This is a genomic window from Streptomyces sp. NPDC045026, assembly GCF_056432625.1.
The window spans coordinates 33,689-51,473 of the sequence record NZ_JBWKIS010000036.1; the positions used below are offsets into that span (position 1 = coordinate 33,689).

Sequence of the window (17,785 nt, forward strand, 5' to 3'; positions counted from 1 at the left end):
CGATCATGACCGGAATGGACGCCCGTTTCCTTGGAATCGCTGATCTGGCCGAAGCCCCGTCCGTGGCGGTCGTGGTCGACGTCATGCGTGCTTTCACCGTGGCCGCCTGGGCCTTCGCCCAGGGGGCGGAAAAGATCGTTCTTGCCGAGTCGCTGGACGAAGCCCGGGCGCTCAAGGCCCGCCACCCGGATTGGGTGGCGCTCAAAGACGGTCCGCCCGCGCCCGGGTTCGACGCCGTCAACTCGCCGGGCCTGCTGAGGTCCATCGACCTTGGCGGACGGACTGTTGTGCAGAAAACCACTGCTGGGACAGTCGGCGCCCTTGCGGTCAAAGGGGCGTCGCTGGTGCTGTGCGCCGGCTTCGTGGTGGCGGAGGCGACGGCTCGGGTCTTGCGGACACGCGAGAGTGACAGCGTCACGTTCGTGGTCACTGGCGAAGACGGGCAGGCCGATGAAGATCTGGCCTGTGCTCAATACATCGCCCGGAGGGTCACCGAGGCTGAGACGGATGCTGCTGGATTCCTCCGCCGCGCCGCCGGTTCACGCGCCGCTGCCGAACTGACGGAGGGTGTGCGTCAAGGGGTCCATCGCGATGACGTTGCGCTCTGTCTTGAGCTCGACCGGTTCCCCTTTGCCATGGTGGCGACCTTGGAAGGCTCGCTCATGATCCTGCGTCCGTACGCCACGCCTTCGGTGACCTACGGTGCGCCGATCTGACCGACGGCGAGCTCCCATCGGGTCGGACCCACGTCTTCTTCTGGTGAGACCGACCGGTCCCGGTCGTGGCACTGTCCCGTCGGATGGCGTCGTGAACAGCGGCGCCGGTGTCCGGACGGCGTCGGCGCCGTCCGGACACGGGCCCGACAAGGCCGTCTGACGGATGCGCAGGTTCCAGGTCATTCGCCTGTTCGGAGGCAACCTTGTCGGTTTTGTGCGGGCGAAATCAGTTGGCGGGCCGGCCGAACCAGCGGGAGAGGTGGTCGTCCAGGTCCTGCTGATCGTCGCCGATCCAGGCGACGTGGCCGTCGGGGCGTAGCAGGACGCAGGGAACATCCAGTGCGGCAGTGGGGTCCGCGAGGTGATCGACCCGGTCCGACCAGCCGCCGACGGTCAGGCGTTCGGTGCGGTCCAGCAGCAGGCCGCGGCCACGATGCAGCAGACCGTAGAGGTGGCCGTGTTTCACGTCGAGGTCGGGCAGGCGGCGGCCGAGCAGGTCGGGGCCTTCGCCGAAGTCGTAGCGGATTCCGATCGCGGTGATCTTCTCGATGAGATAGCGGTTCACCTCGTCGAAGTCCATCAGTTCGGTGAGCAGCCTGCGCACGGCCTGCGGGCCCGGCTCGGTGGAGTGCAGTTCCATCTGGGCGCGGGTGTTGTCCAGCACGTCCTCGGCGACCGGACGGCGTTCGGCCTGGTAGGTGTCCAGGAGTGTTTTCGGCGCCCAGCCGCGGATTTGCGCGGCCAGTTTCCAGCCGAGGTTGAATGCGTCCTGAACGCCCAGGTTGAGGCCCTGACCGCCGGTGGGTGGATGGATGTGCGCCGCATCGCCGGCCAGCAGCACCCGCCCGACCCGATAGCGTTCGGCGAGCCGGGTGGCATCCCCGAAGCGGGACAACCAGCGCGGGGAGTGCACGCCGAAATCGGTACCGGCGATGGTGCGCAGCTGTTGTTTGAAATCCTTGAGGGTGGGTGGCTCCGCCCGATCGCTGACTCCTGCGGCGGGAACTACGACGCTGTATGGCCCTTCGCCGAAGGGCCTGAGCCAGAATCGCTTATTGGTCTCGCCGATTTCGGTCACCTTGGCGGCGATCTCCTCGTGCGGCACACCCACTTCCATCTCGCCCATCAGCGTCTCGGTCCGTGAGGGCTCACCGGGGAAGCCGACGCCGAGGAGTTTGCGCACGGTACTGCGCCCCCCGTCACAGCCGACGAGATAGCGCGAACGCAGCCGTTCGCCTCCCCCGCCGGCTACGCCCTCACTGGCGGGGGTGCCCCCACTGGCCAGCTCGACGGTCACGCCCTCGTCGTCCTGCTCGAAATCGGCCACCGCACAACCGCGCCGGATCTGCGCACCCAGTTGGGTCGCATGTTCTTCGAGCAGGCGAACGACAACGGGCTGCGGGATGCCCAGCAGATAGGCGTGCGCGGAATCCATGCCTTGGGGCGCGGGCTTGTCGATGGCGGCGAAGAGCCCGCCGGCCGGACGCTGTCTTCCGTGTTCGCGCAGGCGATCCAGCAGCCCGCGCATTGCCATCAGCTCGAGACTGCGCATGTGCAGACCGACGATGCGGACGAACGACACGGGCTCGGTCTCCTTCTCCAGAACGAGTACCCGCACATCGTGCAGCCGTAGTTCGGCGGCCAGTATCGCGCCGGTCGGCCCGCACCCGGCAATGATCACGTCGAACATGAGGGGCACGCCATCGGCGCCGGAGGCCGGCGACCGGAGTCCGGAGACGTCGCTCACGGTGAGGTCGCGCCCGACCTCATCTTTCGACGACGGCTCAGTGGTGAACTGCGGAGAGTCCATAGGTGTTGCCTTTCGGGAGTGCCTTGTTGTGGAGGCGCTCCCGGCGATGCCTACGTCAATCGCCGGCCGTGACGGGAAGGGGGAGCACCCACGTCGATACTGCGTTCATGGGTCTCACCTCCTCGGGCGGTGTCACGTTCCAGCGCAAGCTACAAGCCCGAGCGTCACCCCGTCCAATTCTTTCCCGGCCACGCGATCACCCACGTGACCACCCACGGGCCCGATCCGCGACCGCGTCCGCGGCCCCGCGCCTCGGCGAGCCGGTGGGCGAGTTACTTCGCCCAGTGCCAGCCAGCCCAAGCGGCAAATGAGGGGGCAGGTCGGATGGCCCCTCGACGGATGGCCCCTAAACCAGCGATGCCGGTGTCCGGACGGCGCCGACGCCGTCCGGACACCGGCCCGATGAGGCCAGGCGTATCCGACGATCCCCCGCGTCGCCGGATACGCCCGGAAGCCCTGGCCAAAGGTTCCGCAAAGGGCCCTCTGCCAGGGACGCTCCGAGTATACTGGCTGTGAACCAGTCAACGCAGGAGTTACAGGATGTCCCCGCGCAGCGCATCGGTCAATGAGGAGTTGCGGCGGCGATCCCGCGAGCGGCTTCTGCAGGCGACGGTCGAGCTCGTCGGGGAGCGCGGGTACGACGCGACGACTCTCGGCGACATCGCGGACCGCGCAGGTTCGGCGCGGGGGCTGGTGTCGTACTACTTCCCCGGCAAGCGGCAGCTGCTCCAGTCCGCGGTGCACCGCCTCATGCACCGGACACTGGAGGCGGCGCTGGAGCACGAGCCGCACACCGAGGACGGGCCGGAGCGTCTCGCGCGGGCCGTCGACGCGATCCTGAGTCTGGCCGCCGACCACCCCGTCCTGATGCGGACGCACATGGCGGGGATCCTTCAGGCCGAGGGCTTCGTGCAGTGTCCCGAGCAGCAGCGGCTCGCCGAGTTGCTGCGCGACACGGTTCTGCGCAACGGCTCACTCAGCGTCGACCGTGATTATCCGCTGCTGCGCTCCCAGTTGATGGGCGCCGTGTTCACGGCGCTGGTCCCGGGGGCGCCGATGCCGCTGTCGACCCTGCGGGCGGAGCTGTTCGCCCGGTACGGGCTCGCGTGGGAGCTCGGACTGCAGCCGGACGACACCGCGGGCGACGCGACGGCCGGCGGGAGAAGCCCGGAGGGGGCTCCGGACTTCTCCCGGTTCTTCGACTCCGGACGTCCGAAGACTCAGCCGAAGTAGTCCGGCTGCGTCTGGACGTTCAGCTCGCCGACACGGACCCGCTTGGCCGGGTCCGTGCGCCGGTCACTGAGCTTCAGGACGTCGAAGCCCTTGGCGATGTCGTTCGAGTAGATGTAGCCGTTGTAGTAGTACGCGGACCAGGAACCGCCCACCTGAAGGGTGTCCGTGGTGAGCGGACCGCGCTCGAAGTAGCCGATCTCCTTCGGCTTCGAGGAGTCGGTGAAGTCCCAGACCGAGACGCCGCCCTGGTACCAGGCCTGGACCATGATGTCCTTGCCCTTGACGGGGATCAGCGAGCCGTTGTGGGCCACGCAGTTCTCGGTGTCCGCCTGGTGGCGGGGGATCTTGAAGTAGCTCTTGAAGACCAGCTTGCGGTGGTCGCCCTTGCCGACGACGGCGTAGATGCCGTCGGCCCCGCGGTTCGGCCCGACGGCCTCGTTGCAGGTGGCCGCCCCGCCGCCGCCCAGCTCGTCCGTGAAGACGACCTTGTCGGCCCTCTGGTTGAACGTCGCCGAGTGCCAGAACGCGAAGTTGGTGTTGTCCTCGACCCGGTCGATGACCTTCGGGTTCTCGGGGTCCTTGATGGAGAACAGGATGCCGTCGCCCATGCAGGCGCCGGCGGCCAGGTCCTTCGAGGGCAGGACCGTGATGTCGTGGCAGCCGGTGGTCTTGGAGACGCCCGGGTTGGTGGGTCCGCCCGGGTTGCCGCCGCCGTCGGGTCCCTCACCGGGGAACAGGACGGGGAAGTTGACCATCGCGGCCTGCTCGGGTGCCTTGCGCGGCACCTTGATCACGGAGATCCCGTCGTGCGGCGGCTGGCAGTCCGGGAACGTCGCGCTCGGCGAGTACGAGGAGACGTAGACGTAGACGTTCTTCTTCTCCGGAACCAGCGTGTGCGTGTGGGAGCCGCAGGCGGTCTCGACGGCGGCGACGTACTTCGGGTTCCTCTTGTCGCTGATGTCGAAGACCTTCATGCCCTCCCAGGAGGACTTCTCCGTGGCGGGCTGGGTGGTGCTGGCACAGGAGTTGTCGCTGCGCGACGAGTCGGTCGACAGGAAGAGCAGGTCGCCGGAGACGGAGATGTCGTTCTGCGATCCGGGGCACAGGACCTGCGCGACGGTCTTCGGGGCCTTCGGGTTGCTGATGTCGAAGATGCGGAAGCCGTCGTAGTTGCCCGCGAAGGCGTACGTGCCCTGGAACGCGAGGTCCGAGTTGGTGCCCGGCAGCACGTCCTTGGGGATGTTGGTGAGATGTTCGATGTTGTCGGAGTGGACGACCTCGTCCTGGGCGGGTATGTCGCCGTTCGCGATCGCCGCCCGGGTGTCGGCCGCCACGCTCTTCGAGAGCCGCTCGGTCTTGGCCGGGGCGTCGCCCGGGTCGGGGGTCGCCGCCGCCGGCCCGCCCATGAGCAGCGCGGCCAGCAGTCCGGCCGCTGTCGCGGCAACTCCCAGGCGTCTGCGGCGCGTTCGGGACTCGTTCAACAGGGTCACTGCTGTCTCCCTCATCGAGGACTTCCCCGCCTCCCCCGTTCATGCGGGAGCGGAGCACGGACCCCCCGAGTATCGTCTTCATCATGCACAGATCAACAGATGGCAACGTACTCGTCATGAAAGTTGTTCTGCCGTTGACGGTCGCGGTCGCCGCGCTCGTACTCGGCGGCTGTGACACGGCGTCGGACGGTGGAGGCGGTGGCACCAACTCCCGTGCACAGCAGGGGCCTTCGGTGATCGCGCCGGGCAAGCCGGGTGAGGGCGCCGAGACGCTGTCGGCCCAGGACGCGAAGAAGCGCAAGCCGGACGACAGCCCCAACTCGGCCGACTTCAGTTACGCGCAGATGATGATCGCGCATCACACGCAGGCCCTGCAGATGACCGAACTCGCCCCGAAGCGCGCCAAGTCGGGCCAGGTCAAGCGGCTCGCGGAGCGCATCGCAGCGGCGCAGGGGCCGGAGGTCGGGGCCATGGAGGGATGGCTCAACTCCCACGGCAGGGAACGCGAGAGCGGCGGGCACCACGGGCACGAGGCGATGCCGGGGATGGCGACCGAGGCGCAGCTGAAGACGTTGCGCGCGGCGCACGGCGCGGCCTTCGACGACCTCTTCCTGAAGCTGATGATCACGCATCACACCGGGGCGGTCACCATGGCCACGGATGTGCTGTCCGAGGGGAACAACGTCCAGGTCGAGGAGATGGCGAACGACGTGATCGCGCAGCAGACGGCCGAGATCGGGCGCATGCGGAAGATGTCGTGACGCCGGTCGGGTGAGCTCCGTGCGCGTCACACCCTCCCGGCCCGGCCCCCTCGGTGTCATGCTGGAAGTCCGTCGGCCTGCGGAAGGAGTCCGCCGTGCTGCGCGTCGCCGTTGTGGGGTCGGGGCCGAGCGGGGTGTACACCGCGCAAAGCCTGGTCCAGCAGGAGCGGGTGCCGGATGTCCATGTGGACGTCCTCGACCGGCTCCCCTGCCCGTACGGCCTGGTGCGCTACGGCGTGGCACCGGACCACGAGAAGATCAAGTCGCTGCAGAACAATCTGCGCACGGTCCTGGAGCACGAGCGCGTCCGCTTCGTTGGCGGCGTCGAGGTCGGCCCCGGCCTGCTGCCCGACCGGCTCCTGGAGATGTACCACGCGGTCGTGTACTGCGTGGGCGCCGCCACCGACCGCCATCTGGGCGTACCGGGCGAGGATCTGCCGGGCAGCTGGTCGGCGACCGACTTCGTCTCCTGGTACAGCGCGCATCCGGACGCGGTGACCGAGGCGTTCGTACGGGACGTGGAGTCGGCCGTCGTCATCGGCGTGGGGAACGTCGCCGTGGACGTCACCCGGATCCTGGCCCGTGGCGCGGCCGAGCTGGCGCCCACCGACATGCCGCAGGCGGCGCTCGGCGCACTGGCCGACAGCCGGGTGCGGGACGTGTACATGGTGGGGCGGCGCGGCCCTTCGCAGGCCCGGTTCACCACCAAGGAGCTGCGTGAGCTCGGCACACTGCCCGGGGTCGAAGTGGTCGTGGATCCGGCCGAGCTGGCGCTCGACCCCGGCTACCTCGACCCGTCGGGGCTCCCGGCGGCGAACCGGCGCAACGTCGAGGTGCTGCGCGGCTGGGCCGAGCGCCAGTCGCCGGGTCTCCCCCGCCGCATCCATCTGCGCTTCTTCCAGCGGCCCGTGGCGCTCCTGGAGGGGGCGGCGGGCCGGGTGTCGGGCGTGCGGTTCGAGCACACCGCGCCGGACGGCTCGGGCGGTGTGACCGGCACCGGCCGCTTCGACGACATCGACGCGCAGCTCGTCCTGCGCTCGGTCGGTTACCGCGGAGTGCCCCTGGGCGGGCTGCCGTTCGACGCGGCCACGGGGACCGTGCCGCATCGCGAGGGGCGCGTCCTTCGGGCCGGCGAGGTCTCGCCCGGCGAGTATGTCGCGGGCTGGATCAAGCGCGGCCCGACGGGAGTGATCGGCACCAACCGCCCGTGCGCCAAGGAGACCGCGCAGTCGCTGCTCGACGACGCCGCAGCGCTTGCCGCCCGGGACGTTCCGGATGACGCTCTCCCCGGCCTTCGCGCTGCGGGCTGCGCCGCCGTCGAGTGGCCCGGGTGGCTCGCGATCGAGCGCGCGGAGGCGGAGCTGGGCCGGTCCCTGGGGCGCGGCCCGGTGAAGATCCCGGACTGGGCGGGCCTGCTGGCGGCGGCCCGCGACGGGGCGACGTAGCGTCCGAGCAGCGATACGCACTGTCGTGTGGCACCCGGGAGGGGCGACACATCCCGGCAATAGTCATGAAATCAACAAAACGTTTAAGCCCCATACGGTCTCGTGCTGTCCGCCTCGTCCCCCGCACCCGCATTTGCCTGCGCGTTCGCGTTCCGTCAGCCCTTGGAGTGCCCATGGCAGCCCCGGCCGCCCCACCGTCCGTCCACCCCGTCGACGAGGTGCCGCCCGTGCGGCAACTGGCCGTGTTCGGGCTTCAGCACGTGCTCGCCATGTACGCGGGCGCGGTGGCCGTGCCGCTGATCGTGGGCGGCGCGATGAAGCTGTCGCCCGCCGACCTCGCGTATCTCATCACTGCGGACCTGCTGGTGTGCGGCATCGCGACGCTGATCCAGTGCGTCGGGGTGTGGCGGTTCGGCGTCCGGCTGCCGATCGTCCAGGGCTGTACGTTCGCGGCGGTCTCGCCGATGGTGCTCATCGGCACGACGGGCGGCGGGCTTCCCGCGATCTACGGGGCGGTGATCGTCGCCGGGCTCGCGATGATGCTGCTCGCGCCGGTCTTCGGGAGGCTGCTGCGCTTCTTCCCGCCGCTGGTCACCGGCACGGTCATCCTGATCATCGGTGTCTCGCTGCTGCCCGTGGCGGGCAACTGGGTTGCGGGCGGCGCGGGTTCGAAGGACTTCGGCGCCCCGAAGAACGTCGCGCTCGCGGCGTTCGTCCTCCTGGTGGTGCTGGCGGTGCAGCGGTTCGCGCCGCCGTTCCTGAGCCGCGTCGCCGTGCTCGTGGGCATGGTCGTCGGCACGGCCGTCGCCGTACCCACCGGTTTCACGGACTTCGGGGGTGTCGGTGACGCGCACTGGGTGGGGATCAGCACGCCGTTCCACTTCGGTACGCCGACGTTCCACGGCGCGGCGATCGTGTCGATGCTGATCGTGGCCCTGGTGACGATGACCGAGACCACGGGCGACTTCATCGCGGTGGGCGAGATGACGGGACGGCCCGTCCGGCCGCGCTCCCTGGCCGACGGCCTGCGCGCGGACGGCTTCTCCACGGTCCTCGGCGGCGTGTTCAACACGTTCCCGTACACCGCGTTCGCGCAGAACGTCGGGCTTGTGGGCATGACGCGGGTGCGCAGCCGCTGGGTCGTCGCCACGGCGGGCGGGATCCTGGTGCTGCTCGGCCTGCTGCCCAAGCTGGGCGCGGTCGTCGCCGCGATCCCGGCGCCGGTGCTCGGCGGCGCCGGCCTGGTCATGTTCGGTACGGTCGCGGCGAGCGGCGTGCGGACCCTGGCCCGGGTCGACTTCACCGGCAACCACAACCTGACGGTCGTCGCCGTTTCGGTGGCGGTGGGCGTGCTCCCGGTGGGCGTCCCCGGGATCTACACGAAGTTCCCCGACTGGTTCCAGACGGTCATGAACAGCGGGATCAGCGCGGGCTGCATCACGGCGATCGCCCTCAACCTGCTGTTCAACCACCTTCCGGGAAGCGGGAGTTCAGCCCCCGAGGCCCCCGAGGCCACCGGCCCCGTCGGAGCCCCCGTCACCTAGCCGGTCGTCCTGCCGGGCGGCCGCCGCGAGGACGCTGTCGAGAAGGCCGGGGAAGAGTGCATCCAGGTCGGCGTGGCGCAGCGCGCTCATCTTGGCGGTGCCCCGGTAGATCTGCCGGATCACGCCGCTCTCGCGCAGCACGCGGAAGTGGTGCGTGGTGGTCGACTTCGTGACCGGCAGGACGAAGTGCGAGCAGGCGAGCTCGGCGTCCTCGCCCTCCTCGGCCGCCAGCTCCCGCACCACCCGCAGACGCATCGGATCGGCGAGCGCGTGCAGCACCGACTCCAGGCGGATCTCGTCGCGCGTGGGGTGAGCAAGCGCCCTGCTGCTCGGTGCGGCGGTCGTCACGGCGGCTCCACTTCGTTCGGCCCGATGTGCGGACGGGGGTGGCGGGTGCGTTGCGGTTGTGGTGTTGCGGTTGCGTCAGCCCCATTGTACGAGACCCGTCGTAGTTTGACAGGTGCCGTACTACGATGCCTATCGTACGAGGACCTGCCACGCCCGTCGTGAACGCATTGGAGTCTGCCGTGAGCGCGCTGTTCGAGCCCTACACCCTTCGGTCGCTGACCATCCCCAACCGGGTCTGGATGCCGCCGATGTGCCAGTACAGCGCCGCTCCCGAGGGCCCGGACACCGGCGCTCCGAACGACTGGCACTTCGCGCACTACGCGGCCCGCGCCGCGGGCGGCACCGGGCTCATCATCGTCGAGGCCACCGCTGTCAGCCCCGAGGGCCGCATCAGCCCGTACGACCTCGGGATCTGGAACGACACGCAGGTCGAGGCGTTCCGCCGGATCACCGCCTTCCTCAAGGCGCACGGCACCGTCCCCGGCATCCAAATCGGTCATGCCGGCCGCAAGGCATCCACCGACCGACCCTGGAAGGGCGGTGCCCCGGTCGGCGCCGACGCGCACGGCTGGGACTCGGTCGCGCCGAGCCCGCTCGCCTTCGACGACAAGCACCCCGTCCCGGCCGAGCTGACCGTGGAGCGGATCCGCGAGATCGTCGGCCAGTTCGCCGACGGCGCCCGCCGCGCCCTGGACGCGGGCTTCGACGTCGCCGAGATCCACGGCGCGCACGGCTATCTGATCGGCCAGTTCCTCTCGCCGCACTCCAACGTCCGCACGGACGAGTACGGCGGCTCTTTCGACAACCGGGTGCGCTTCGCCCTCGAGGTCGTCGACGCCGTCCGCGAGGTGTGGCCGGACGACAAGCCGCTCTTCTTCCGCATCTCCGCCACCGACTGGCTTCAGGAGAACGGCTGGACGCCCGAGGAGACCGTGCGCCTCGCCACTCTCCTCAAGGAGCACGGCGTCGATCTGCTCGACGTCTCGACCGGCGGCAACGCGTCCGGCGTCCGCATCCCGGTCGGCCCCGGCTACCAGGTCCCCTTCGCTGCGCGGGTGAAGGCCGAGACGGAGCTGGCCGTGGCCGCCGTCGGCCTCATCACCGACGTGGAGCAGGCCGAGAAGATCCTCGCCAACGGCGAGGCCGACGCCGTCCTGCTCGGCCGTGAGCTGCTGCGCAGCCCGTCGTGGGCGCGCTCGGCGGCGCGCGAGCTGGGCGGGGACGTGCACGTGCCGGACCAGTACCACCGCTCGGTCTGAGCCCCGGAGGTACGGCGGGCGGTCAGGGAGTCAGGTGCTCAGGGAGTCAGGTGCCCGGAGGGTCAGCCTTTGTCCTGCTCGCCGTACCGCTTCTCGAACTTGGCGACCTGCCCCTCGGCGTCGATCACTCGCGCCTTGCCCGTGTAGAAGGGGTGCGACTCGGAGGAGATCTCCACGTCGACGACGGGGTAGGTCTCGCCGTCGTCCCACTCGATCGTCTCCTGGCTGGCGGCCGTCGAGCGGGTCAGAAAGGCAAAGCCCGCCGACCGGTCACGGAACACAACGGGGCCGTAGGCGGGCTGTTTGTCCTGCTGCATCGTGTCTCCTTCAGCGCGCGGTTCAGCGCACCGGCTCGTCGACAGCCGGTACGGGCCTCTCCAGCCTCACCCGGAAGCCGCCGCTCCGCGACTCGCAGAAGGCACAACCGCAGGAGCGCGCCTACAGAAGCGTGGCCGTGAGGTCCGGGCCCGTTCCGTGTGGGCCTGATCCGTCCGCGTACGCGTCGTTGTCGAACGGATACAGCGGCCGCTCGACCCGGTGGTGGCCCAGCCGCAGGAGGTCCTGGTCGACGCCGCCCGGGGTGAGGGCGAGCAGCCAGTCGGCGGCCATGTCGTGGAGTTCGGGCTCGAGATAGCCGATCTTGACGACGACCAGGTCGTACGTGCGCGGGTCGACGCCGAGGCCGCCCTCGGCGGGGCCCATGAAGTCGGCGAGCGTGTGGAACGGCTTGCGGCGCTCCACGAGGACGACGGTGAGTCCGCCGACGCGTACGGCCGCCATGTCGACGCCTCGGTCATAGGCGCCGCCCTCGGCCCGGTCCTTCTGTTCGGTGGCGCGCTGCAACGCCGTGACGGTGCCGGTGAGTTCGTACGGTCCGCCGTGGCCGGCGTCGACCTTGCCGCCGACGCTGAGGGTCACCTCGGCGCCCACCCCCGCCTCGAAGCAGCGGGCCACGGCAAGAGGGTCGGTGATGCCGGGGTGCACGGCCGTGACCTGCCCCGAGCGGATGGCCTCGTTGTCGAGGAGCTTGCCCAGCATGTACGCGAGGTCGCCGGCGCCTCCCGCGGTCGGGTTGTCGCCGGAGTCGCTGATGAGGAAGGGTCGCTTGTCGGAGGCCACCGCCTTCTCGATGCACTCCTCGGCGCTGCCGGTCGGGCCGACGAAGACGAAGTCCCTGCGCGCGTCCCAGTAGCGCCGGGCGAGCTTCTCGGCCTCCGCGGCGGCGAGTCGGGCGTCGTCGCCGGTGACAACGATGGCGGCCTTGCAGCGCGGCTCGTCCGCCCAGGCGTAGCCGACCCACATCGCCGCGTCGAGGATGCCCGGAAGCTTCTCCGTCTCGGCGAGCGAGGCGTACAGGGACTTGGCGGGTTCGAGGCGGGTGCTGGTCTTCTCGCCGGGCAGCAGGACGGGGACCTGGACCCAGGCGCGGTGCGGGCGCGTGCCGTCGCGCAGGCAGCGCACGAGGTTGCGGGCGGCGCGCTCGCGGGTGTCCCAGGCGTCCTCGTGCGGGGCGAGGCGGTGGGCCGTGAGCAGGTCGCAGGGGTCGGCGAAGCGGCGCGACACATTGCCGTGCAGGTCCATGGCGGCGGACAGCAAGGGGCGGCTGCCGTGCGCGTCGAGGGCGGCGCGGACCGCCTCCGTCAGGTCGCCCTCGGCGTCGGTGAGACCGATGACGCTCATGGCGCCGTGGATGTCGTAGACCATGCCGTCGAGGGGGCCCGCCTCGCGTATGCGGGTGACGAGTTCGTCCTTGAGGATCAGGTACGACTCCGCCTCGACCGGGCCGCCGGGCAGGGAGGTCGCGTGCAGCAGCGGCACCCACTCGACCAGGCCGGCGAGGTCGGAGCCGGGCCTGGTCCAGGTGTAGCGGTCGAGGAGTTCCTGGCCGCGCGTCTGCCGGAAGTCGTCCGTGGTGGAGCGGTGCGGGCAGAACGTGGAGGACTCGATGCCGATGCCGCCGATGCCGATGCGCAGGCGGCGTGCGGGGGCGGTGCTGGTCATGCTGGGGCGCTCTCTTCCTGGGGGACGGGTGCGGTGGGGAGGTTGTGGCGCAGGGCGGTGAAGCCCGCACCGAGCAGTCCCGCGTCGCGGCCCGTGACCGTCGTGGTGATGTCCAGGTCCGCGGTCGCGAGCGGCAGGCAGCGCTCGTACAGGACTCCGCGGACGGCGGCGACCAGGGGCTCGGCGGCCGCGAGTGCGCCGCCGAGCGCCACGGCCTGCGGGTTGAAGAAGTTCACGACGACGGACAGGACCGTGCCGATGTGCCGGCCCGCTGTGCGGACCAGGGTGGTGGCCTGCGGGTCGCCGTCCGCGACGAGCTGGAGGAGCTCGGTGGTGGAGGCCACCTCGACGCCCTGCCCGGCGAGTTCACGAATCAGCGCGGCGCCGCTGGCGACCGTCTCCAGGCAGCCGATGTTGCCGCAGCTGCACGGGCGGTCCTGCGCGGCCTCCACGCGTACGTGGCTGATGTCGCCGGCGCAGCCGTTGGCCCCGTCATGCGGGCGGCCGGCGGAGATGATGCCGCTGCCGATGCCGCGTCCCGCCTTCACTACCACCATGTGGTCGAGGTCGGGGCGGGCGGCGCGGTGTTCGCCGACGGCCATCATCGTGGCGTCGTTCTCCACGGTGACGGGCAGGCCGAGGCGCTCGGCGAGGACGTCGCGCAGCGGGTAGCGGTGCCAGCCGGGCATGCGGGACGGGCTCAGGACACGGCCCTCGCCCGGCTTGACCGGGCCGGGGAATCCGACGCCGAGCGCGCGCACGGTTCGGCCCGCCTCACGCTGGCGCGCGGCGAGTTCGGCGACCTGGCCGCAGAGCCAGTCGACGGCCGACTCGGGCCCGACCGTGATGTCGTGCGGCAGGTCGACGGCGTCGAGGACGGTCCCGTCGAGGCCGACGACGCCGAGCCGCGCGTGACGGCTGCCGAGGTCGGCCGCGAGCGCGACGCCGCCCTGGGCCCGCACCCTCAGCAGGCGGGGGCGCCGCCCGCCTCGGGAGGCGCCCTCGCCCGACTCGGTGAGCACGCCGGCCGCTACCAGTTCCTGCACGCGCAGCGAGACGGTGGACGGGGCTAGGCCCAGCTCGCGTACGAGATCGGCCCGGGAGGTGGCGGCGCCCGAGGAGACCAGGTGCAGGATGTGCTGCGCCGACCCCGGTTCGCCCTGCGATGTGTCGGCCATACCGCCCTCTTCGTTGCTCGGCAGCTTCTTGGCTGCTCGCTTCAGCGCGCTGATGTTCTGCGGGTTCGTTCGACGAGTTCCTTCGATGACAACTCGAACTCTAGGCAGAATCGAACCAAGATGGCCATACCTCCGAGCCGAAGAACTATTTGCCGAATGAAGCTATTGACTTGTTTTCATCGACCGGCCTAGCGTTCGGGCGCCGCCCCGTCGCACTCCGGTACGGGGCCGTCCCCCGCCCCCTTGGAGGCCCTCCGGCATGCGCTCATTCAGGTCAACGGCCGCCGCCGTCCTCGTCCTCGCGGCGGCGCTCACCGGCTGCACGCACGAGGGCGGCGGCATCGCCATGGGGCCGACCGGCGGCACCCCCGTGGAGGGCGGCACGGCCACGATGGCCCTGCCTCCCGCTGCCACACCGAACTGGATCTTCCCGATCGGCGCGCCCGGTTACGGGGCCTCGTACAACTACGGCATCCAGACGCTGCTGTTCATGCCCGTCTACGACGCCGTGCAGCTCAAGGGCGAGCTGACCACGCACGGTCCGAGCACCCTCGGCCTCGAACCGAAGTACAGCGACGGCAACAAGACGGTGACCGTGCCGCTGCGCGAGGGCGTGAAGTGGTCCGACGGGAAGCCGGTCACATCCCGCGACCTCGAGTTCTGGTTCAACCTCGTCAAGGCGGACAAGGCCGACTGGGGCAGCTACTCGGTCGGCACGATGCCGGACAACGTCAAGCGGTTCGAGGTCGTCGACGACCACACGGTGCGGCTGCACCTCGACCGGGCGTACAACCCGGACTGGTTCACGGCCAACCAGCTCACACTGATGCGCGCCCTGCCCCAGCACGCCTGGGACGCCACGACCGACGGCGGCAGGATCGGTGACCACGACCGGACCACCAAGGGCGCCAAGGCCGTCTTCGCCCGGCTCACGCGGCACGCCAAGAGCCTCGGCTCGTACGGCAGCGATCCCCTCTGGAAGACGGTCAACGGGCCCTGGAAGCTTGCGGGTTGGCGGGACAGCGGCCAGGTGACCATCGTCCCGAACGAGAAGTTCACCGGCCCCGAGTCCGAGCGGCCGCACCTGGACAAGGTCGTCTTCAAGCCGTTCACCACCGCCGACTCCGAGTACAACGTGCTGCGCTCCGGCGGCGTCGACTACGGCTACATCCCGCCGTCCGTCATGGCGCAGAAGGCGAAGTTCGAGGACAAGGGGTATCGCGTCGATCCGTGGGAGGGCTGGGCCGCGACGTACATCGTCTACAACTTCAACTCCACCCACGCCGGGCCCCTGATGAGCCAGCTGTACATCCGGCAGGCGATGCAGCACCTCGTCGACCAGAAGGCGATGAGCGACGTCATCTGGCAGGGCAGTGCCACACCCACGCTCGGTCCGGTGCCCGTGACGCCGAAGAGCCAGTACCTGTCCCCTGCCATGGCGAAGAACCAGTACCCGTTCTCCGTGCGCACGGCGCGCGAGCTGCTCTCCGCACACGGCTGGAGGACGCGCGACGGCATCGCGCGCTGCGCACGCCCCGGCACCGGCGACGACCGGTGCGGCGCCGGCATCAAGGAGAACGCCCCCCTGGAGATGACCCTGCTCTCGCAGTCGGGTTCCACCGAGACGACGAACATGATGCAGGAGCTGAAGTCCTCCCTCAGCCGGGCGGGCATCGGCCTGACCGTGCGTCAGCAGCCCCTGAACTCCGTACTCGGCAACTCCGTGCCGTGCACCGCCAAGGACCCCGGCTGCGACTGGGACATGTCCTTCTTCGGTACGGCCGGCAGCTGGTACTACCCGCTCAACCCGAGCGGCGAGCAGCTCTTCTCCGCGGGGGCCTCCGCCAACTTCGGCAACTACAGCGACAAGAAGGCGGACCGGATCATCCGGGCCGTGCAGTTCTCGCCGGACATGAAGGCGGTCCACCAGTACGGCGAGTACCTCGCCCGGCAGCTGCCGGTGATGTGGATGCCGAACCCCGCCTACCAGGTGTCGGTGATCCGTAACGACCTGCGCGGCATCGAGCAGAACCCGACGGTGACGTTCGCGCCTCAGCACTGGTACTTCGTCAAGAACGACAAGCAGCACACGAACGACAAGAACAACCAGCACGCCAAGAAGGGAGCCGCGAAGTGACCGGCTTTCTGGTCAAGCGCTTCCTACAGGCCCTCGTCGTCCTGTTCCTCGTCTCGATCATCGTCTTCACGCTGCTGCATCTGCTGCCGGGCGGCCCCGCCCGCGCCATCCTCGGCCCGAAGGGCACCCCGCAGCAGATCGAGCACTTCAACCACCAGCAGGGATACGACCGTTCGCTGCCGACGCAGTACGTGATGTATCTGAAGAGGCTGCTCACCGGGGACCTCGGCGACTCGTACAAGCTCAACTCGCCGGTCTTCGAACTGCTCAAGCAGCGCCTGCCGAAGACACTGCTCCTGACGGTCATGTCCACGGTCCTCGCCGTCGTCATCGCCGTCCCGCTGGGCCTGCTCCAGGCCGTGCGGCGCGGCAAGGCTTCGGACTACGCGCTCACGGGCCTCGCGTTCCTGCTGTACGCGACGCCCGTCTTCTTCCTCGGCCTCATCATGATCATCCTGTTCGCGCAGATCATGCCGATCTTCCCGGCCGAGGCACCGCAGGGCGAGACGATCGGTCAACTCCTCGGTGATTTCACGGGGTTGATCCTGCCGGTCGTGACCATGGCCTTCGGAATCGTGGCAATGTTCAGCCGCTACATGCGCTCCGCCGTGCTCGACAACCTCACCGAGGAATACGTCCGTACGGCCATGGCGAAGGGCCAGTCCAGCCGGCGGATCATGGTCAGGCACGTGCTGCGCAACGCCCTGATCCCCCTCGCGACCCTGCTCGGGCTGTACCTCCCGACTCTGTTCAGCGGCGCTCTCGTCGTCGAGTCGATGTTCAACTACCCAGGCATGGGCCTGCTGTTCTGGAACGCGGCCCAGGGCTCCGACTTCCCGGTGCTCCTCGGCGTGACCCTGGTGGTCGGCATCGCCACGGTCCTCGGCTCGCTGCTCACCGACGTCCTGTACGCCGTCCTCGACCCCCGGATCCGGAGCGTGGCATGAGTACGTCCGCCGTCCTTCCCGTCCAGCCGGGCCAGGAGGAAGCCGCACAGGCCACCCCCTCCCTCGCCCGCCGCACCCTGCGCGTCTTCACCGGCAACAAGCTGGCCCTGACCGGCGTCGTGGTCCTGGTCCTGCTGCTCGCCTTCTGCTACCTGGGCCCGCTCGTCCATCCGACCGAGCAGATCCACACGGATCTCGCACGGGCGAACCTCTCCCCCGGCACCGCCGGGCACCTCCTCGGCACCACCGATCTGGGGTACGACCTGCTCGGCCGGCTCATGGTCGCCGGGCGGACCTCGCTCGAAATCGGCCTGGCGGCAGGCCTGTTGGCGACGTTGTTCGGCACCGTGTACGGGGCTGTCGCCGGGTACTTCGGCGGCTGGGTCGATGCCGCGATGATGCGGGTCACCGACGCGGCGCTCGCCATTCCCGCGATGTTCCTCCTCGTCGTGGTCGCCGCGATCATCACGCCCAGCAAGGGCGTCCTCATCCTGATCATCGCCGGGGTCGCCTGGCTCTCACCCGCCCGCCTGGTGCGCGGTGAGGCGCTGTCGCTGCGCAACAGGGAGTACGTCCAGGCCATGCGGATGATGGGCGGCGGCGGCATGCGGGCCGTGTTCAAGCACATCGTGCCGAACGCGATCGGCACGGTCATCGTGAACTGCACGTTCCAGATCGCCGACGCCATCCTCTACGTCAGTTATCTCGCGTTCCTCGGGCTCAGCATCCCGCCGCCGTCCGCGGACTGGGGCTCGATGCTGTCCGCCGGCATCACCTATACGCAGAACGGCTACTGGTGGCTGATCTTCCCGCCGGGCATCGCGATCGTCCTGGTCGTCGCCGCGTTCAACTTCATCGGCGACGGACTGCGTGACGCGTTCGAAGTACGGCTGCGGAAGTAAGGGACCGAGGACCG

At 69.6% G+C, this 17,785-nt stretch carries 15 protein-coding genes; 9 read left to right on the forward strand and 6 right to left on the reverse strand.

Annotated elements, in window-relative coordinates; genetic code table 11:
* The first annotated feature begins 14 nt into the window (after window positions 1–14).
* Window positions 15–716 carry a 2-phosphosulfolactate phosphatase gene (locus AC07EJ_RS41165; RefSeq protein WP_478886174.1) on the forward strand — a complete coding sequence of 234 codons (702 nt, stop codon included), beginning with the start codon at window positions 15–17 and terminating at the stop codon, window positions 714–716.
* Window positions 717–942: 226 nt separating this feature from the next.
* Here AC07EJ_RS41165 and rox read toward each other — a convergent pair whose 3' ends face one another.
* Window positions 943–2,526, reverse strand: a complete 1,584-nt coding sequence (gene rox, locus AC07EJ_RS41170) for a rifampin monooxygenase (protein WP_478886163.1) — start codon at window positions 2,524–2,526, stop codon at window positions 943–945.
* A gap of 540 nt (window positions 2,527–3,066) precedes the next feature.
* Here rox and AC07EJ_RS41175 point away from each other — a divergent pair.
* Complete coding sequence (locus AC07EJ_RS41175) at window positions 3,067–3,759, forward strand: TetR/AcrR family transcriptional regulator (RefSeq protein WP_478886164.1); 693 nt, start codon at window positions 3,067–3,069, stop codon at window positions 3,757–3,759.
* Here the strand turns inward: AC07EJ_RS41175 and AC07EJ_RS41180 are convergent.
* Window positions 3,747–5,249, reverse strand: coding sequence for an LVIVD repeat-containing protein (locus AC07EJ_RS41180; RefSeq protein ID WP_478886165.1), 1,503 nt, complete (start codon window positions 5,247–5,249; stop codon window positions 3,747–3,749). The genes AC07EJ_RS41175 and AC07EJ_RS41180 overlap by 13 nt on opposite strands.
* Window positions 5,250–5,365: 116 nt before the next feature.
* Between AC07EJ_RS41180 and AC07EJ_RS41185 the strand changes: the two genes are divergently transcribed.
* The 3 genes from AC07EJ_RS41185 to AC07EJ_RS41195 all read left to right on the forward strand — a co-directional run bounded on the left by AC07EJ_RS41185 (window position 5,366) and on the right by AC07EJ_RS41195 (window position 8,999).
* Window positions 5,366–6,010, forward strand: a complete 645-nt coding sequence (locus tag AC07EJ_RS41185; protein ID WP_389491323.1) for a DUF305 domain-containing protein — start codon at window positions 5,366–5,368, stop codon at window positions 6,008–6,010.
* A 95-nt stretch (window positions 6,011–6,105) separates the two neighbouring features.
* The gene (locus tag AC07EJ_RS41190; RefSeq protein ID WP_478886166.1) at window positions 6,106–7,455 is read left to right on the forward strand and encodes an FAD-dependent oxidoreductase; all 1,350 of its coding nucleotides are present in this window, start codon (window positions 6,106–6,108) and stop codon (window positions 7,453–7,455) included.
* 173 nt (window positions 7,456–7,628) lie between these two features.
* On the forward strand, window positions 7,629–8,999 hold the full coding sequence (locus AC07EJ_RS41195) for a nucleobase:cation symporter-2 family protein (protein WP_389491318.1): 1,371 nt from the start codon (window positions 7,629–7,631) through the stop codon (window positions 8,997–8,999).
* Here the strand turns inward: AC07EJ_RS41195 and AC07EJ_RS41200 are convergent.
* Window positions 8,946–9,347, reverse strand: a complete 402-nt coding sequence (locus AC07EJ_RS41200; protein WP_389491316.1) for an ArsR/SmtB family transcription factor — start codon at window positions 9,345–9,347, stop codon at window positions 8,946–8,948. The two genes, AC07EJ_RS41195 and AC07EJ_RS41200, sit on opposite strands and share 54 nt — an antisense overlap.
* Window positions 9,348–9,526: 179 nt before the next feature.
* Here AC07EJ_RS41200 and AC07EJ_RS41205 point away from each other — a divergent pair, with 179 nt between their 5' ends.
* On the forward strand, window positions 9,527–10,606 hold the full coding sequence (locus tag AC07EJ_RS41205; protein ID WP_389491313.1) for an NADH:flavin oxidoreductase/NADH oxidase: 1,080 nt from the start codon (window positions 9,527–9,529) through the stop codon (window positions 10,604–10,606).
* A 62-nt stretch (window positions 10,607–10,668) separates the two neighbouring features.
* Here AC07EJ_RS41205 and AC07EJ_RS41210 read toward each other — a convergent pair whose 3' ends face one another.
* The 3 genes from AC07EJ_RS41210 to AC07EJ_RS41220 all read right to left on the reverse strand — a co-directional run bounded on the left by AC07EJ_RS41210 (window position 10,669) and on the right by AC07EJ_RS41220 (window position 13,785).
* Window positions 10,669–10,923, reverse strand: coding sequence for a type B 50S ribosomal protein L31 (locus AC07EJ_RS41210; protein ID WP_389491311.1), 255 nt, complete (start codon window positions 10,921–10,923; stop codon window positions 10,669–10,671).
* Between the two features lie 121 nt (window positions 10,924–11,044).
* Window positions 11,045–12,607 carry a M81 family metallopeptidase gene (locus tag AC07EJ_RS41215; RefSeq protein WP_389491308.1) on the reverse strand — a complete coding sequence of 521 codons (1,563 nt, stop codon included), beginning with the start codon at window positions 12,605–12,607 and terminating at the stop codon, window positions 11,045–11,047.
* On the reverse strand, window positions 12,604–13,785 hold the full coding sequence (locus AC07EJ_RS41220) for an ROK family transcriptional regulator (RefSeq protein WP_389491305.1): 1,182 nt from the start codon (window positions 13,783–13,785) through the stop codon (window positions 12,604–12,606). The genes AC07EJ_RS41215 and AC07EJ_RS41220 overlap by 4 nt, the downstream gene beginning before the upstream one ends.
* A gap of 259 nt (window positions 13,786–14,044) precedes the next feature.
* Here AC07EJ_RS41220 and AC07EJ_RS41225 point away from each other — a divergent pair, with 259 nt between their 5' ends.
* The 3 genes from AC07EJ_RS41225 to AC07EJ_RS41235 are packed head-to-tail and all read left to right on the forward strand — an operon-like array spanning window position 14,045 to window position 17,771.
* Window positions 14,045–15,922, forward strand: a complete 1,878-nt coding sequence (locus tag AC07EJ_RS41225) for a peptide ABC transporter substrate-binding protein (RefSeq protein WP_478886167.1) — start codon at window positions 14,045–14,047, stop codon at window positions 15,920–15,922.
* Window positions 15,919–16,869 (forward strand): ABC transporter permease, encoded by a 951-nt coding sequence (locus tag AC07EJ_RS41230; RefSeq protein WP_478886168.1) that lies wholly within the window; start codon window positions 15,919–15,921, stop codon window positions 16,867–16,869. Before AC07EJ_RS41225 ends, AC07EJ_RS41230 begins: the two co-directional genes overlap by 4 nt.
* Entirely contained in the window at window positions 16,866–17,771 is a 906-nt protein-coding gene (locus tag AC07EJ_RS41235; RefSeq protein ID WP_362910117.1) for an ABC transporter permease, read from the forward strand. The genes AC07EJ_RS41230 and AC07EJ_RS41235 overlap by 4 nt, the downstream gene beginning before the upstream one ends.
* Window positions 17,772–17,785 lie beyond the last annotated feature (14 nt).

Excerpts from the sequence above, each read along its gene's own strand:
- rox (WP_478886163.1), bottom strand. The coding sequence starts at position 2,526 with ATGGACTCTCCGCAGTTCACCACTGAGCCGTCGTCGAAAGATGAGGTC.
- AC07EJ_RS41235 (WP_362910117.1), top strand. The coding sequence starts at position 16,866 with ATGAGTACGTCCGCCGTCCTTCCCGTCCAGCCGGGCCAGGAGGAAGCC.
- AC07EJ_RS41220 (WP_389491305.1), bottom strand. The coding sequence starts at position 13,785 with ATGGCCGACACATCGCAGGGCGAACCGGGGTCGGCGCAGCACATCCTG.
- AC07EJ_RS41225 (WP_478886167.1), top strand. The coding sequence starts at position 14,045 with ATGCGCTCATTCAGGTCAACGGCCGCCGCCGTCCTCGTCCTCGCGGCG.
- AC07EJ_RS41210 (WP_389491311.1), bottom strand. The coding sequence starts at position 10,923 with ATGCAGCAGGACAAACAGCCCGCCTACGGCCCCGTTGTGTTCCGTGAC.
- AC07EJ_RS41195 (WP_389491318.1), top strand. The coding sequence starts at position 7,629 with ATGGCAGCCCCGGCCGCCCCACCGTCCGTCCACCCCGTCGACGAGGTG.
- AC07EJ_RS41185 (WP_389491323.1), top strand. The coding sequence starts at position 5,366 with ATGAAAGTTGTTCTGCCGTTGACGGTCGCGGTCGCCGCGCTCGTACTC.
- AC07EJ_RS41215 (WP_389491308.1), bottom strand. The coding sequence starts at position 12,607 with ATGACCAGCACCGCCCCCGCACGCCGCCTGCGCATCGGCATCGGCGGC.
- AC07EJ_RS41165 (WP_478886174.1), top strand. The coding sequence starts at position 15 with ATGGACGCCCGTTTCCTTGGAATCGCTGATCTGGCCGAAGCCCCGTCC.
- AC07EJ_RS41175 (WP_478886164.1), top strand. The coding sequence starts at position 3,067 with ATGTCCCCGCGCAGCGCATCGGTCAATGAGGAGTTGCGGCGGCGATCC.